The following is a 15,124-nucleotide window of genomic DNA, read 5'->3' as shown; positions in this document are numbered from 1 at the left end:
TGTCGAGATGTTAGGCGCAGAAGCGCTTGCCGAGCGTCTCGATCATCGACTGACATGCGGAAAGTTCGCTTGCCAGGATGTATTCGTCGGGTTTGTGGGCGCGGCTTATATCGCCCGGACCGCAGATGATGGCGTCGACGCCGGCTGCCTGGAAAAGGCCTGCTTCCGTCCCATAGCTGACCGCGGCGAGCGGCTCCTGGCCGGTGAGTTCCGTGAAAAGGTCGGCAAGCGCCGTCTGACGCGCCAGGGAGAGCGCCGGATAGGCGCTCAGGTCGTTCCATTCGACGCCGAACCCGGATGCCCGCAATGCCTCGGCGGCAATACGAACCGGCGCCAGCAGGGTTGCGGCATCGACGCCCGAGATGGCGCGTGCCTCGACATCCAGCGTGCACTGATCGGGAATGATGTTGAGCGCCTGGCCGCCCTGGATCAATCCGGCCTGCAAGGAGGAATAGGCTGGGTCGAAGGTTGGGTCGAAAGGACCGTTTGCGAGATCTTGCGCCGTCGAAACCGCCATACCCAGCACCGTTGCCATGGCATGCACGGCATTCAAACCGAGATCGGGCCTGGACGAGTGACCGGACCGCCCACGCAGCGTGATACGAGCAGCCGCCTTGCCCTTATGCGCGAGAATGGGCCGCATTCCGCTGGGCTCGCCGATCACCGCGCCCAGCGGTGCCACGCACAGTTCGGGCAACCGGGAAAGGAGATGCGGCACACCGCGGCAACCGGCTTCTTCGTCATAGGAAAAGGCGAGGTGGATGGGCCGGGTTAAGGATGATGCTGCCAGCGCGGGGACGGCGGCCAGTGCAGCAGCTAGAAACCCCTTCATGTCGCTGGTACCACGGCCAAAGAGCGCTTCTCCATCGCGCCGCAGGACAAAGGGATCACTGCTCCAGCCCGCTTCCTGCGCGGGAACGACGTCCATGTGACCGGACAGAATGTAACCAGCTTTGTCTGAGGGACCGATGGTGGCGAAGAGATTGGCCCTATCGCCCTCGGGGCCGGGGAGAACATGTACGGTGACGCCGAAGCCCTCTAGGTAGGACCTGACCAATTCGACGATGCCGGCATTCGACGTGCCGACGATGGACGGGACCCTTACCAGCGCTGTCAGAATTTCGGTGGCATTCATTGCGCTGTTCCTTGTGCGGTCTCTGGCACCCACTTCAGCTCTTGGTGGTAGTTCGACTTGAAAGATTAGGAGCGAACAGCATGAATGGCTGCCGAAAGTGATCGCCAGACGGTCAATTCTTGCGCCGGATGCGGTCGCAGAAGCCGATTATTCTGCAAGGGCTGAATAGAATGCACTGAAAACAGAGTATGTTGCGGCCGGCGAAGCTTCGTTTGCCGCAAGGGAGGGGACGATGGATTGGAAAATTCCCGATACGTTGCATGTCGACGCATACCAGATGCGTTTCGCAAATGTGGCGGATGTCGATGTGGAGCAGTTGCACGCGCTCTCGATCGCCGTCGGTTGGCCGCATCGGGCGGAAGACTGGCAGTATCTGCGTGACCTCGGTCATGGTTTCGTCGCTCTCGACGAAATCGACCGTGTGATGGGATCCGCCATGTGGTTCCCCCATGGAGAGCAGTTCGCCACCATTGGCATGCTGATTACCTCGCCGCGGCTGCAGGCCAATGGGACGGCGAAATGGCTGATGCAGCGTGTTCTGGCCGAATGCCCCGGCATGGGCCTGCGGCTCAATGCAACGCGCGCCGCGCGTCGCCTCTATCGGTCTCTCGATTTTGTGGCGCAGCAGACGGTGTTTCAGTGTCAGGGGGAGGCCCGCAGACCGGCGGAGACGGCTGACTTGCCCGCCGGTCTTGAGATCCGGAATTTGCTGTCGAGTGATCTCGACGCGGTCATCGCACTCGATACGCCGGGATTTGCGGTTGCTCGCCCCGTCCATCTCCTCCGTTTGTTCGAGAGTTCTGTCTGCTATGGGCTGTTTCGCGGCAAAGAATTGTCGGCATATTCCATGAGCCGTCCCTTTGGACGGGGCCACGTTCTTGGTCCGATTGCTGCAATGTCCGTTGAAGAGGCAGTCGCCGTAGCGCGGCCCCATGTGGACGTTCACGCGGGTAGTTTCCTGCGTGTCGATACACATTTCGAGACTGGCCCCTTTGCCATTTTCTTACAGCAATGCGGTCTGCCGATCTTTGACACCGTGACGACCATGACACTCGGCGAAGGTGCCGATTACGGCACAGCTAGCGAAGATCGCGCCACGCTCTTCGCTCTTGCCTCGCAATCCATGGGCTGACAAAGCAGCGCGATCTAAAGCGCTGCCCATCGGATATCCATGATGTGATCTGATCCAGTTTTTCCAGGAGTTTGGCAAAGCAAATGTGACGCAGTTTGTTGAGTCGGAGACCCGTTTTTGCGACTTCCTGCGCAACAATGACAAGCAGCCCCGTCAAAGTCATGCACAGACTTGCGCGCACGTTCCATGCACTGCCTCGCTTTTCCCGGCTCTCCATCTTTTTTGCCCTCCCTGAGAGAGGGGTCCTGCTGAATACTTCGACGCCCTGGTGGAAAACGGCTTATGCCGGTACATTCTGCGCGTGCACCATGCCGTGGCGGCCGATCGGCAGCATGATAGGCCGCCCGGAGGTCGGGTCGGTGATGATGAAGCTTTCAAGGCCGAAAACCCCACGAATATTCGCCTCCGTCAACACCTCTTCGGCACTGCCCGAAGCATGGACGCGGCCGCCCTCCATGGCGACGAGAAAATCGGCATAGCGGGCAGCCAGATTGAGGTCGTGCAATACCATGACGATGGTTGTGCCGCGTGTCTGGTTGAGATCGGTCAGCAGGTCGAGCACCTCGACCTGGTGGCTGACATCGAGAAAGGTGGTCGGCTCGTCGAGCAGCAAGACTTCGGTTTCCTGGGCAAGCGCCATCGCAATCCACACGCGCTGGCGCTGGCCGCCGGACAGTTCGTCGATCGGCCGCTCGGCCAGCGATATTGTCTTCGTCACGTCCAACGCAGCGGCCACCGCTTCGTCATCCCTCCGGCTCCAGCGCGAGAACAATCCCTGATGCGGATTGCGACCGCGGCTGACGAGGTCGGCGACCGTGATGCCCTCGGGCGCGATCGGCGATTGCGGCAGGAGGCCGAGCGTTTTCGCCAATTCGCGCGTCGGAGTTTGGTGGATCGACTTGCCGTCGAGCAGCACTTGACCTCTTTGTGGCGACAAAAGCCGAGACATGGTGCGCAGCAAGGTCGACTTGCCACAGGCATTGGCGCCGACAATCGCCGTGATGCGACCCGGTGGAATGGCGAGATCCAGCCCGTCGATAATCAGGCTCTCGCCATAGCCGGCAGCAAGCCCGCTCGCGGTCAGGGAATGGGTCGTCATAGCGAAGCTCCGGCGCGATTCACGCGGATAATGAGATAGATGAGATAAGGTGCGCCAAGTGCACCGGTGACGACACCCACGGGATAGCGGTGCGGCAGCAGAAATTGCCCGAGATAGTCGCCGCAAAGCACAAGGCAGGCACCGATTAGCGCCGCGGGCAAAAGAATCGATCCATTTGCCCCAACGATCCGGGCAGCTATCGGGCCCGACAGGAAGGCGACAAAGGCAATCGGACCGGCGACGGCCGTGGCAATGGCGATCATGCCGACCCCGGAGACGATCACGATGATACGCGTTTGGGCGACGCCGACACCGAGCGCTGCCGCCGTGTCGTCACCCAGCCGCAGCGCATCGAGATCGCGGGCGCGGCTGAGAAGCAGCGAGCCGAACACCGCGAGACCCACGAGCAGGGGCAGGCTCTGGCCCAGCGTTGCGCCGTTCACGCTACCAGATATCCAGCGCATCGCCTCCTGCAAATTCCAGGCGGATGCGCCCGAAAGGATATAGGCAATGACGCTCTCGATCATGGCGGAGATCCCAATGCCGACGAGGATGAGGCGCGTTCCGGCGACCCCATTGCGGAATGAAAGCCCATAGACCAGCAACGCCACTGCAAGCCCCGAGACGACCGCGATCACAGAAACGATCGGGCCATCCAGCGATAGCACGACAATGCAAAACACGGCGGCCGCGCTCGCCCCGGAGCTGACGCCGATGATGTCGGGGCTTGCCAGGGGATTACGCAACATGGTCTGGAAGGCGACGCCGCCGAGACCAAAGCAGAGACCGGACAGGATAGACAGGATAGCGCGCGGCAGGCGCAATTGCCCGACCGTGAACCAAGCCCCAGCCACCTGTTCGCCGAGCAGGACCCTCAAGACGTCCCCGGGTGGGGTGAACGACTGGCCGAGCATCAGCGTTAAGGCGAACATAGCGATCAGCAAGGCGACCAGTGCGCCGATGACAATCACGCGGCGGCGCGCGCGGCTCTGTCGGCCTTGCGCCAGCAGGGTGATGGTGGAGGTGAAGGCCGTCACAATTCGCGAACCTTCTGACGCCTGACAATCCAGATGAAGAATGGTGCGCCGACCAGTGCGGTGACGATTCCAACGTCGAGTTCGCCAGGTCGGACCGCGATGCGCCCGATCACGTCACCTGAAATCAGCAGGCAGGCACCGCCCAGCGCCGAGAAGGGCAGGAGCCAGCGATGATCAACCCCGACCAGCATGCGGCAGACATGCGGCACAACAAGGCCGACAAAACCGATCGGGCCACAGATTGCCGTGGTGGCACCGCAAAGAAGGACCGCGCCGAGTGCGGCCATGGCCCGCGCCACGACGATGCGCTCGCCAAGGCCTGCGGCCAGTTCATCGCCCAGGGCCATCGCATTCAGCTTGCGTGCCGATAGCAGGCACAGAACCATACCGGACAACAGAAATGGCAATACGTCCAGGATGCTATCGAAGCTAGCCCCGCCGACGCCGCCGATCTGCCATGAGCGAATGCCTCCGGCAATGTCGTTGCGCGGCAGGACGACGGCGATCACCAGCGAGGCAAAGGCCACGGAGGTTGCAGCCCCCGCGAGCGCGAGCTTGAGCGGGGTTGCACCGCCGCGCCCAAGCGAGCCGATGGTATAAACAAAGACCGATGTCAGACCTGCACCGGCAATGGCCATCCAGATATAGGCGGAGGTCGCACTGATATTGAACCAGGCAATGCCAACAACCACAGCCAGTGACACGCCGATATTGACGCCGAGAATGCCGGGATCGGCGAGTGGATTGCGTGTAACACCTTGCATGACAGCGCCGGCCAGGCCGAGTGCGCCACCGGCCAGAAAGGCAAGCATTGTGCGCGGAATACGCATGGCCACAGCCGCTTGGCCTATTGTGTCCGCTTGCCCCCTCAGGGCGGCCAGCACATCCGCGCCGGAGACATCACGTGTGCCGACCGTCAGCGAGGCGACGCACAGAAATACACCCACGATCATGACGATGACGAGCCAGAGGCTGCGGTTTCTGTTCGACCGCCCGACATAGGAGAGCGGTCTTTCGGCAAGACTGTTCGCGCTCATTGGGTCTATCTGACAGACTTTCTGGCGGCTTCCGCAAGCAGCGCCACATAATCCTTCAATACCCAGGAAATCGACAGCGGTGTCGGATTGGCTGCGGTACCGATCGGATTTCGCCCTAAGGTGACGATGGCGTCATTCTTGACAGCGGGCATATGGGCGAGAAGCGGATTGGCTTTCATTGCGTCAACAAGCGTGCGGTCTCCATAGGTGACAACGATATCGACATCATCAAAGGCGTCTATGCGCTCGGCACTGATCGAGCCAGCGAACCGACCAGTATTCGACGCCTCTCCAACGCTTTTCGGGGTCTCAAGTCCGAGGTCACCGAAGAATTGCACGCGGGTGTCCTGGGTCGTGTAGAAATTGACAATGCTGAGGTCGCGCGGATCGAGATGGGTGATGAACATCGCCGTCTTGCCCTTGAGCTCAGGATATTTTGCGACCTCCTCAGCGATTTCTGTCTCGAGTGACGTAATGAGCTCTTCGCCTTTGCTGGCCATGCCAAGCCCAGCGCTGTTAAGGCGGATCATCTCCCGCCAATCGGTTGACCACGGTGCCTTGGGATAGGCGACAACAGGGGCGATCTGGCTCAGCGTATCGTAGTCCGCCTGGCTGAGGCCGGAATAAGCCGCAAGGATGACATCGGGCCGCGTGGCAGCCACGGCCTCGAAATCGATACCGTCGCCCTCGTCGAACAGGGCAGGGGCCGTGGCTTTGAGTTCCAAAATTCGTTCCGCCACCCAGGGTAGCACGCCATCGCCATCATCATCGCCAAAATTGGCTGCTGCAAAGCCAACCGGTACGATCCCCAGCGCCAGCGGTACTTCGTGGTTTGCCCAGGCGACGGTCACCACCCGTTCCGGCTTTTTCAAGATCACCGTCGTGCCGAGCGCATGTTTGATTTCAAGCGGGTAGGGCGCGGCATCCTGCGCCTGGGCAGCCGATACGGCGGCAAGACCAAGGCTTGTCGCAATTGACAGGATCAGTCGCAGGATGCGCAACATGGCCGACTCTCCAAGGTGAGTTCATTTAAGTTGACTTTCACTTTCAGCTTAAAAAGGGAAGGTCAAGTCTCATCCAAAAGGGCTGATTGGCAGATCACGAACTTTCCGGGGAATCCTACAAAACGTCGAAAAGTTACAATACTTGATAAAAATAATCATATTAAAAGTGGCATGACTGGGGACGTCAGACTTCCCTGCATTGAGCCGGCCGACCGAGAGGGGACCTTGGTCGAGACGGTTGCAGGGACATTCCACCGGATGTTTTCCGATCGCTTCTCAAAGGCAAGACCGGTGCCCTCTGCCGGTTGCCCGCCATCGCAACATCAAAAATCTGGAATTCGAATATGAGTATCGTGAAGACAGGCGTAGAACACAAGACGGCTCTTTTGCGTTATCGCACAGCGGTGCTTCTAGGTTGCACCGCGATTGCGGCCTTTCCTGCGGCATCCCCGATGGCGCAGGATGCCGCTGCTGGCAATACCGTGCTGGAAACAATCACTGTCGTGGGCGGCGGCGGTGACGACGATGCAAGTTCAATCGTAGCGAACAAGACAACCGGTAGCAGCAAGATGGCAACCGATATCCTGGTGACACCGGCTTCCGTGTCGGTCATCACGGCCAAGGAAATCGAGCAACGCGGCGCGCAAAGCGTCGAGGAGGTCATCAACTATACCGCTGGTGTAACGGCTGACTTCTACGGCTCCGACGACCGTTTCGACTATTACAAGATCCGTGGTTTCGACGCCTGGGCCTATCGCGACGGCATGACCGTCGGCGACCCCTTTGGCGGCATTCGCGAAGAGCCCTATATCTTCGAGCGCGTTGAGGTGCTCAAGGGGGCAAGCTCAACTGTGTTCGGCGTGTCCGATCCCGGTGGTTCCGTCAACTATACCACCAAGCTGCCGAAGACGGCGCGGTTCGGCGAGGTCTATGCGACAGGTGGCTCTTTCAATCATGCCGAAGGCGGCTTCGATTTCGGCGACAACATTACCGACGACGATACGCTGTCCTATCGACTGACCGGAAAGCTACAGAGGTCAGATAAGGAATATGACTACTCGCGTGACGACGAGAACCTCATCATGGGTGGTCTCACCTGGCGTCCAAGCGGCGATACCAGCCTAAGCGTCGTGTTCGATCATCTCGACCGCGACAGCGTGCCCGGTGGTGGTGGCCTGCCTGTCGGCTACGACCTCGACCGCAGCACCTTTCTTGGCGAGCCTGACTACAACTATGACACCACCAATCGCAATACGTTCAGCGTTCTGTTTGACCACGATTTCAACAATGGCCTGACCTTCAACGCCAATGCGCGCTATACCCGCTCCAAGACCGGTTTCGGCTATGCCTATGTCTATGAACCGACCGACAATGGCGACACCATCGCCGATCGCTACTATTTCGGCAGCGACAAGTCTGACCGTGATTTCATCGGCGATGTCTATTTCCAGTATGATGGAAGCTTCAATTCGGTTGAAAGCCGGACCCTGGCCGGACTGACCTTCAACGATCATTCCGGAGAATCGGATCTGTTCTACCAGGCTGCACCCGGTATAGACTGGACCAATCCTGTCTATTCGGGAGCTCCCACTTATGCAGGTCCCTATAGCAGCACGAGTTCCGAGCGCTCCACCACTGCCCTCTATCTCCAGCAGGACCTGACCTTTTTCGACCGGCTGACCGCCACGATCGGCTTGCGTAATGACTGGCTCGACTTATCGGAGAAGAACAAGCTCACAAACGTCACGACGTCTGATGACTACAGCGAATTCTCCACGCGCTTCGGCCTGAGCTACAAGGTCACTGAGGAGTTCGCAGTCTTCGCCAGCTATGCCGACTCCGTCGCGCCGCCCTCGATTGGCACCGCGCCGGAGCTAGGTGAGCAATACGAAATCGGGGTCAAGTATCGCCCGGACGATGTCCCGGCGCTGTTTACCGCGTCCGTCTATGACCTGACGAAGAATAATATCACACGCACCAATCCGGCAACGATGATGCAGGAAACCATAGGTGAAGTCAGGGTTCGTGGCATTGATCTGGAAGCAAAGGCAGAGATGAACGACAATCTCAGCCTCACTGCAGCCTATTCCTACATGAAGTCTAAGATCGTCGAGAACGGAACTTCAGGCAATGAGGGCAACGAGATGTCCTTTGTGCCAAACCACTCGGCGTCCTTGTGGCTGGATTATGCGCTGGAAGGTGAAGGACAGCGCGGCGATATGACCTTTGGTGTCGGAGCGCGCTATCAGGGGCCATATTTCTTCACCGATGCCAACGAAATCAAGTCCGACAGTGCTATCGTCTTCGACGCAGCATTCAGCTATGCGATTAGGGAAAATACCAAGTTGCAGATAAACGCCACCAACATCTTCAACGAGAAACATGTGGCTAACGGCGGCTATGGCGCGGACTGGTACAATCCCGGCCGTGCGATCTATGCGACGATCCGCCAGACTTGGTAACTCGCAGAGGCCTGTCCCGTGTTGCCAGAGGGCAGGCCTTCCTCCATGAAGGGGACAAAGTTAGCGGCTCTGTCGCAGTCGACGCCAAGCCGCCGGCGTCTCGCCGATTACCTGCCTGAAGGCCTTCGTCAGATGCGACTGATCGGAAAAGCCGAGCCGAATAGCGATGTCGGCGAGATTGAGTTCGCTGGCCAATAACAGATCCTGGGCGTGTTCTATCCGCAGTGCGAGCTGCCATTGAAGTGGCGTCTTGCCCGTCGTCTGCTTGAAGGCGGTGGCAAACCAGCTCTCCGATAGCCCGACGATTGCTGCCATCTCCGCCACTGACATCCGGCGGTCGTTGCGCGCCGCCATGCCAGAGATCAGCCTGTTCATCTGTGCCTGCGTCAAACGCGCTGCTGGCTGCGTGTCGGTCTTTCCGGGAATGTCGAGCAGAGCCGTGGCAATGCTGCCAGCCAGGCTCTCCGCATAGACTGCATGCCTGGAAGGACTGGCAAGTTCCGCGACCAGCAAACGGCCCAGCGTCTCGATCGCATCGACATCCTGGATTTCAACAGGCCGCTGCAGGATCGATCGTGCCATCGAACCGCCGACAGACGGTGTAAGAAATCGCAAAAGCCGATCCCGATGCAGATGCAGGTCAAGATGAGAGAAGCGGTGCGAGGCGGTAAACCTTGTCCACAACGGCATGCCCGCCGGCACATAAATGGCGCGCGTCATCGGACGGTCATACGCACCGAAGCCATCTTGCTTATTAGACATGCGGATCTGCGAGGAGACTTCTTCAAAGAAGACGACAATGCGCGGATCCGGAGAAAGATAATAGGCGCTGGCACCGGATTGGCCCTCTGCGTCCCAGAACACGCCCAACATGCCATCGAGGCCGCGCCATTTGGCCGGCGCGATTGGCGTTATCCCGTCTGTCTGGCAGATCATCGAATGACGGTAGTTCAACCTCGGCCCCACACGTTCAAAAAGGGATATAACCTGGATGCCTTCGGGGAAGCGCATAAATTCGGCATATCCGAAGCCCTTCGCGGCCAGACTCCATGCAATTTATCTTGATACTAACTATCATGTTTTGATGACGGACGCAAAAGCTTCCATTGTACCGGGGATACAGCCTTCATCGACATATCAGCGTACCCACGACCGAAACGCCCCGCCAACCGGAGATTTGAAGCGTAGAAATTTATTCATGCGCCAGTTCTATTCGCATTCCGTTCAAAGCATTTTGCCTCTGGGCCAGCAGAAACAAAAGATAAACTCGGCCAATCAGACAACGGGATCGGCATCACGTCATCCAACACGCAAACCAGTCGAACTATTTGTATTGATCAGGGCCATCACCATAGGTCCGAGCGAAAACTCGCCACGCTCTGTGCGCCGTGTCAAATCGCGAAGATATCCCCCAGCAGAAGTGATCATGTTCGCCCGCTCGAGAATGCATGCTACCGCAGTCGCCGCGTTCTCCGGCCCCATTATTTCGCAGGCATCCTGATAAGCTGACGGACTGATACCGAGCATCGATCGTACCACAATGGCAGCCCGCATCATATCACGCCAATTTCCGATAGCCCCACCATCACCGTAGTCGACTATCTGCGGGCAAGCCTTCAAGATCATGCTTAACGGGAACGCCTTCAACGGCGCGTTAAAATCGTCCTTTGTTTGGCTCGACCTTGCCCCCTGCTCTTTTCGAGAGCGCGGTTCAAGTTCAGTAGTGGATTCGGGATTTGAATTCTGTATATGGCGCTCGTATTGATCATCATTGGTGACCATTTTAGCTGAATTGTCGTTATTTTCCAGGCGATTGAGTATTTCACCCTTGAGTAACTCCATTTCATCCAGAACGTCTTGCACGTCGTGGATGCTTGGTGACCGAGGGATGCGGCTCACGAGTGCGATGTAGACTGCCTCTATACGCTCCCAGTCGCCCTCTACCCCCTCTTCAACTGCAGCGGTGATAAGCTTTCGCACGTCGCGCCGGGTAATTGTCAAAGCTTCCTTGGCGGTGCGGAACGCGACACGCTCAGCCACAACCTCCTGCGCGAGAGCTGCCAACTCCTCTGCACGGGCCAACATCGGCGACAAGTCGAATCCGAAGGCCGTCTCTATGTCGCCAGATGTTCCCTTGCGGGCATAGCGTTTCCCGTTGGCGCTATCCCTACGCACGATCAAGCCCGCTGAGACCAATGCCGCCAAGTGGCGCCGAAGGGTCGATCCGGCCATGCTATGGGCACGCAGCGAAAGCTGAAGATTGGACGGAAACACCACGAGTTGGGCATCGTCCCTCATCACATTCTCGGGATAAAAGCTCAACAACGCGTCGAGAACCGTCAGGCTGGCGGATTGCAGCCCGAGCCGCGACATGGCGGCCGAGGCATCCCGGAACACCTTCCACTTCTCTGCTGTCTTACCCGATTTGATCTCAGCGCTGGCCTGTTGCCGGCGCACGAGCGCAAGCGTCATAGGCCTCTGCCCAAAGGGTGTAGTTACATTTCCGGTCTGCATTTCCTCTCACCTTTCAGAAGGCAACAAAAAAACGCTCACCAAAACGGTGCCAAGACTCTTGACGATGAATCCCGGAAATGCGAATCTGAATTTGCTACGAAACAGATTGGGCTTCCGGAACGGCGACGTTTTGGGGGCCTTTTCTTTTTGCGGTTCAATATTCCTTTTGTCGTTTAAGCTTGGACTGATGTTCTTCGAACAGCACCATTAGGTGCTCGCGGACGAATGACGCAAATTCTGGAGCCGCGCGCTTGTCCACCTTAAGATCCAAAGCGGTCTTGGTTTCTGCGACTTGTGCAATTCGGCGCCCATCCGATGTTGTCAGTACGGTCGGAAGTGCTTTTGATTTTGTGCGTGCATTGCGTGACAATATAGCTTTGAAACGCTCCTCAGAGACGAGAGCCTGGACCTCGGCTGAGTTGGCATAGCTTAGCAGTTCATCCGGCGATGTTGCCTTTTCGAACATGTCAGCCATTTTTTGCCATGCAGGACGACCGACACCTGGTGCTGATCCGATAGCATCGATCAGTGACGCGGGCAGTGCGTCAACAAGGATTAACATCTTTGAGAGATTGCTCTTATCCAGTGACATCGAAGAGGCGATCACGTCACGGGAGAAGCGTTCATTCAGACGCGCCGCAAATCTAGCCTTTTCGATATAGGTTAAGTCCTGGCGTTCGTTATTCTCCTGACCTTGCGCCACAACCAACTGTTCGTCCGACAATTCGCGAACGACCGCATTGATGGGGAGACCAAGATCTTGAAGGGCTCGTAAACGCCGATGACCAAATGCGACTTGGTATTTTCCCGGCTTGGCCGGGTGAGGGCGAACAAGGATCGGGACCTGCTGTCCCTGCACGCGAATAGACTCTTTCAGCCCTTCAATGTCGCCTGGCATGCGATCCTGGACAAATGACGGATCGATTTCCGATGTCTTGAGTTGGACGACCGACTGACCTTCAGCAAGCTTCTTCTCTATCTCGTCAGCTCGCGCTTGACGCGCCTTTTCCTCACGGACGGTACTGGCGACCTGATGAACCAGTTTGTTTTCGCCTTGATGCTTCTGCAGGGCGTCTGGTTCGACCTGGATCAGGTTTAGCAAATTCTTGCGGCTCATGCTGCTCTACCCCAAGCTTTCTTGATCAATTGCTCGATCTCACCGTTGACACTGTCCATCGAATCCAATGCGCGGTCATAGGTGCTTCGCGTGAACTGCCCGCGCTCAACTTCGTAGAGTGTTTGATTTGTGATGCCCGCATCCGACACCGCCGTAGTCTTCAACATGGGAAAATTGAGGACATGCGTACCGAAAATGGAACGCAAATAGCCAACCATTTGGTTTTGAGGTCCGTCCGCAGGCTCGAAGCGGGTAATGAGATAGCGGAGCCATGCAAAGTCGACATTGCCACCGGCGGTTTGAACTTCGCGCAAAAGATCTGCAACCATCGCCAGGAACTGGTTCATCGACATGACGTCGAGCATTTGCGGATGTACAGTCACCAATACAGAGGTCGCAGCCGTCAGGGCAGACAATGTCAGATATCCGAGCTGAGGGGGGCAGTCGATCACGACCACATCATACTCAGCCTCGATCTCGTCTATGGCATTGCCCAGGCGCTCGAAGAACAGTGCCTCGCCGGCCTGCCGTTTCATGAGAGCTCGTGGAGTGTCATGTTCGAACTCCATCAGCTCCAGGTTTCCAGGCACCAAATCCAGGCCCGGAATATAGGTCTTGCGAACGAGCTCTTTGATCGAGCGTTTGTGGTCATCGTATCTAATGGCACCGTAAATCGTCTCGTTCTCGCCTACGTCCAGCTCGGGCTGATGGCCATAGAGTGCCGACAAACTTGCCTGAGGATCCAAATCGAGTGCCAAGACGCGATAGCCACGCAATGCGAGAAATTGCGCAAGATGCGCTGCAGTGGTCGTTTTGCCCGACCCGCCCTTGAAGTTCATGACGGAGATGATCTGCAGCCCCTCATGGTCTCGCCGATGCGGCACATACATCCGTTCGGCCCGTCCGACCTTATCAAGATGACGCCGGATTATGTCTATATCCTCGACAGAATACGAGCGCCGGCCGCCGGTTGTGGTCTGAATATCAAGGCCTTCGATCTTCTCGGAAATCTGGCGAAGATAGACTTCCTTTACACCGACCAGCTTTGCCGCCTCTGCCGGCTGAAAATGCCTGATCGTCTTTTTTGCGACAGGGGGGAAGGTGCTGACATGATGCGCTTGAAGCTGCGCGGCAAGAGCAGCAGAATGCCTCTCGATGAGGTCCACGAGTGTGAAAACCGAAGCCTTTTCGTCTGCCATTGCCGTCATCTCTTGCCTGTCCGTTTCGTAACAGCGGTCTTTATCGGTAATTTCGCAAAACACCGCTGCTGCCAATAAGCCTCGATTCTGTCCGTTCGGCAAGGAATTTAAAGTTAACGGAAGCTTGACGGCCCTCATTGCCTCCAGCGGAATAAATACTGTTCTTTCTTTTCCTATATTTTTCAACTGGGTAACCAATTTTCAGACTAAAAACAGAAAGCGATAACGAACACAGTTTTCAGTGATCCATGTCCTTGAGCACGCCGTCTCGTCCACTGACATAGCAGTCCCAGACAGAATCAGCAGCTAGCAGATTTGTGAGTAGATCGAAGGCAGCGACCTCGTCCAATCTTGTTGTGTGGGCATGACAAAGGAGATTAGAAGGATGAACGTTGTCTCTGTACAGAACCCGGCAGACGGGATCGAAAATCATCTGATAAAAGACATGCACCGATTGCGCGCTCGGGTATTTCGGGAACGTCTCGGCTGGAACATGGAATGCACATCTGAGTTTGAAGTCGATCGTTTCGACGAGATGTCGCCAACTTACATTTTGTGCCTGACCCCAACAGATGTTGTCATTGGATGTGTCCGTCTGCTGCCTGCCAAGGGCACAACGATGCTTCAAAGCGTCTTCCCCCAGCTTCTGCAGTCGGGACAACTGGCCACCCACGGTGGCATGATCGAAAGTTCACGCTTCTGTGTCGACACCGATTTGTCCACCAACCGAACGCAGAACGGTCTCCACCCGGCGACGCTCGCGCTCTTTGCTGGAATCGTCGAATGGAGCCTGCTCTACGGCTACACGGAAATCGTCACCGCGACAGATGTACGCCTCGAACGCATCCTTCGTCGAATTGGTTGGCCACTGACCCGGCTTGGGGATCCAGTGGAAATCAACGAGACAAGAAGCGTCGCCGGCCTCCTGCCCGTTGATCGAAAGCGCTTTAACATGCTTCGACCCAGCGCTTACTCGTCCAGTTTCCAAACATCGGAAGAGGAGACAGCCTGACGATGATCAGTGCTCAAAATCGGTCACTGCCCAGGCTGGTGAGTAAACTCCAGAACGCACTCGGTGAACATCTCTGCGTTGCACTTGAAGATCCTGGTGTCGTTGAGATTATGTTGAATCCGGACGGCAAGCTATTCGTTGAACGGCTGGGCCATGGCATTGCCGCAGCAGGTAAGATGACCCGTTCCGCCGCAGAAACGGTAATAGGCAGTGTCGCCCATGTCTTGAATTCGGAAATCGATGATGATCGCCCGATCTGTCCGTCGTCGAATGATTTGAGACGTTTTGGGCTTTGGAAGAATGGAGTTTCCGGCTCGGTTTGCGGGTTGATTTAAGCCGCTTTGGCTTGGTGGTTCAAGCGGCGCTGTCTGATGGT

General features: G+C 57.2%; 12 protein-coding genes and 1 pseudogene. 4 read left to right on the top strand and 9 right to left on the bottom strand.

From position 1 onward, the window contains the following. Positions 1-10: 10 nt before the first annotated feature. The gene (gene argE / locus ACQQ2Q_RS22010) at positions 11-1,135 is read right to left on the bottom strand and encodes an acetylornithine deacetylase (protein WP_428189244.1); all 1,125 of its coding nucleotides are present in this window, start codon (positions 1,133-1,135) and stop codon (positions 11-13) included. 232 nt (positions 1,136-1,367) lie between these two features. On the opposite strand from argE, the gene ACQQ2Q_RS22005 reads away from it, so the two are divergent. Next, complete coding sequence (locus ACQQ2Q_RS22005) at positions 1,368-2,267, top strand: GNAT family N-acetyltransferase (protein ID WP_428189243.1); 900 nt, start codon at positions 1,368-1,370, stop codon at positions 2,265-2,267. A gap of 280 nt (positions 2,268-2,547) precedes the next feature. Here ACQQ2Q_RS22005 and ACQQ2Q_RS22000 read toward each other — a convergent pair whose 3' ends face one another. The 4 genes from ACQQ2Q_RS22000 to ACQQ2Q_RS21985 are packed head-to-tail and all read right to left on the bottom strand — an operon-like array spanning position 2,548 to position 6,444. Continuing rightward, positions 2,548-3,366, bottom strand: a complete 819-nt coding sequence (locus ACQQ2Q_RS22000; RefSeq protein WP_428189242.1) for an ABC transporter ATP-binding protein — start codon at positions 3,364-3,366, stop codon at positions 2,548-2,550. Beyond that, positions 3,363-4,403 (bottom strand): FecCD family ABC transporter permease, encoded by a 1,041-nt coding sequence (locus ACQQ2Q_RS21995; protein WP_428189241.1) that lies wholly within the window; start codon positions 4,401-4,403, stop codon positions 3,363-3,365. The genes ACQQ2Q_RS22000 and ACQQ2Q_RS21995 overlap by 4 nt, the downstream gene beginning before the upstream one ends. Next, complete coding sequence (locus tag ACQQ2Q_RS21990) at positions 4,400-5,440, bottom strand: FecCD family ABC transporter permease (protein ID WP_428189240.1); 1,041 nt, start codon at positions 5,438-5,440, stop codon at positions 4,400-4,402. The genes ACQQ2Q_RS21995 and ACQQ2Q_RS21990 overlap by 4 nt, the downstream gene beginning before the upstream one ends. A gap of 5 nt (positions 5,441-5,445) precedes the next feature. Next, a complete protein-coding gene (locus tag ACQQ2Q_RS21985) occupies positions 5,446-6,444 on the bottom strand; it encodes an iron-siderophore ABC transporter substrate-binding protein (protein ID WP_428189239.1) in 999 nt (332 codons plus the stop codon). 344 nt (positions 6,445-6,788) lie between these two features. Between ACQQ2Q_RS21985 and ACQQ2Q_RS21980 the strand changes: the two genes are divergently transcribed. Next, complete coding sequence (locus tag ACQQ2Q_RS21980) at positions 6,789-8,906, top strand: TonB-dependent siderophore receptor (RefSeq protein WP_428189238.1); 2,118 nt, start codon at positions 6,789-6,791, stop codon at positions 8,904-8,906. A 60-nt stretch (positions 8,907-8,966) separates the two neighbouring features. Here ACQQ2Q_RS21980 and ACQQ2Q_RS21975 read toward each other — a convergent pair whose 3' ends face one another. The 4 genes from ACQQ2Q_RS21975 to repA all read right to left on the bottom strand — a co-directional run bounded on the left by ACQQ2Q_RS21975 (position 8,967) and on the right by repA (position 13,745). Continuing rightward, entirely contained in the window at positions 8,967-9,860 is an 894-nt protein-coding gene (locus ACQQ2Q_RS21975) for a helix-turn-helix domain-containing protein (protein WP_428189237.1), read from the bottom strand. A 345-nt stretch (positions 9,861-10,205) separates the two neighbouring features. Continuing rightward, positions 10,206-11,420 (bottom strand): plasmid replication protein RepC, encoded by a 1,215-nt coding sequence (gene repC, locus ACQQ2Q_RS21970; protein WP_428189236.1) that lies wholly within the window; start codon positions 11,418-11,420, stop codon positions 10,206-10,208. 154 nt (positions 11,421-11,574) lie between these two features. Further along, positions 11,575-12,537, bottom strand: a complete 963-nt coding sequence (gene repB, locus ACQQ2Q_RS21965) for a plasmid partitioning protein RepB (protein ID WP_428189235.1) — start codon at positions 12,535-12,537, stop codon at positions 11,575-11,577. Beyond that, positions 12,534-13,745 (bottom strand): plasmid partitioning protein RepA, encoded by a 1,212-nt coding sequence (gene repA / locus ACQQ2Q_RS21960; protein WP_428189294.1) that lies wholly within the window; start codon positions 13,743-13,745, stop codon positions 12,534-12,536. The genes repB and repA overlap by 4 nt, the downstream gene beginning before the upstream one ends. A 376-nt stretch (positions 13,746-14,121) precedes the next feature. Here repA and ACQQ2Q_RS21955 point away from each other — a divergent pair, with 376 nt between their 5' ends. Together ACQQ2Q_RS21955 and ACQQ2Q_RS21950 are read left to right on the top strand one after the other, a co-directional pair. After that, positions 14,122-14,748, top strand: coding sequence for an acyl-homoserine-lactone synthase (locus tag ACQQ2Q_RS21955; protein WP_428189234.1), 627 nt, complete (start codon positions 14,122-14,124; stop codon positions 14,746-14,748). A 2-nt stretch (positions 14,749-14,750) separates the two neighbouring features. Then, positions 14,751-15,005, top strand: a pseudogene (locus ACQQ2Q_RS21950) (P-type conjugative transfer ATPase TrbB); the annotation flags it as partial. Positions 15,006-15,124: the final 119 nt, after the last annotated feature.

Origin of the sequence: Agrobacterium sp. ES01 (assembly GCF_050320885.1) — a bacterium.
GTDB lineage: Bacteria > Pseudomonadota > Alphaproteobacteria > Rhizobiales > Rhizobiaceae > Allorhizobium.
This window is presented reverse-complemented; position numbering and strand designations above follow the sequence as displayed.

Bases quoted from the DNA above. Each gene is read 5' to 3' on its own strand.
- argE (WP_428189244.1), bottom strand. From the start codon at position 1,135: ATGAATGCCACCGAAATTCTGACAGCGCTGGTAAGGGTCCCGTCCATC.
- ACQQ2Q_RS22005 (WP_428189243.1), top strand. From the start codon at position 1,368: ATGGATTGGAAAATTCCCGATACGTTGCATGTCGACGCATACCAGATG.
- ACQQ2Q_RS22000 (WP_428189242.1), bottom strand. From the start codon at position 3,366: ATGACGACCCATTCCCTGACCGCGAGCGGGCTTGCTGCCGGCTATGGC.
- ACQQ2Q_RS21990 (WP_428189240.1), bottom strand. From the start codon at position 5,440: ATGAGCGCGAACAGTCTTGCCGAAAGACCGCTCTCCTATGTCGGGCGG.
- ACQQ2Q_RS21985 (WP_428189239.1), bottom strand. From the start codon at position 6,444: ATGTTGCGCATCCTGCGACTGATCCTGTCAATTGCGACAAGCCTTGGT.
- ACQQ2Q_RS21980 (WP_428189238.1), top strand. From the start codon at position 6,789: ATGAGTATCGTGAAGACAGGCGTAGAACACAAGACGGCTCTTTTGCGT.
- repC (WP_428189236.1), bottom strand. From the start codon at position 11,420: ATGCAGACCGGAAATGTAACTACACCCTTTGGGCAGAGGCCTATGACG.
- repB (WP_428189235.1), bottom strand. From the start codon at position 12,537: ATGAGCCGCAAGAATTTGCTAAACCTGATCCAGGTCGAACCAGACGCC.
- repA (WP_428189294.1), bottom strand. From the start codon at position 13,745: ATGACGGCAATGGCAGACGAAAAGGCTTCGGTTTTCACACTCGTGGAC.
- ACQQ2Q_RS21955 (WP_428189234.1), top strand. From the start codon at position 14,122: ATGAACGTTGTCTCTGTACAGAACCCGGCAGACGGGATCGAAAATCAT.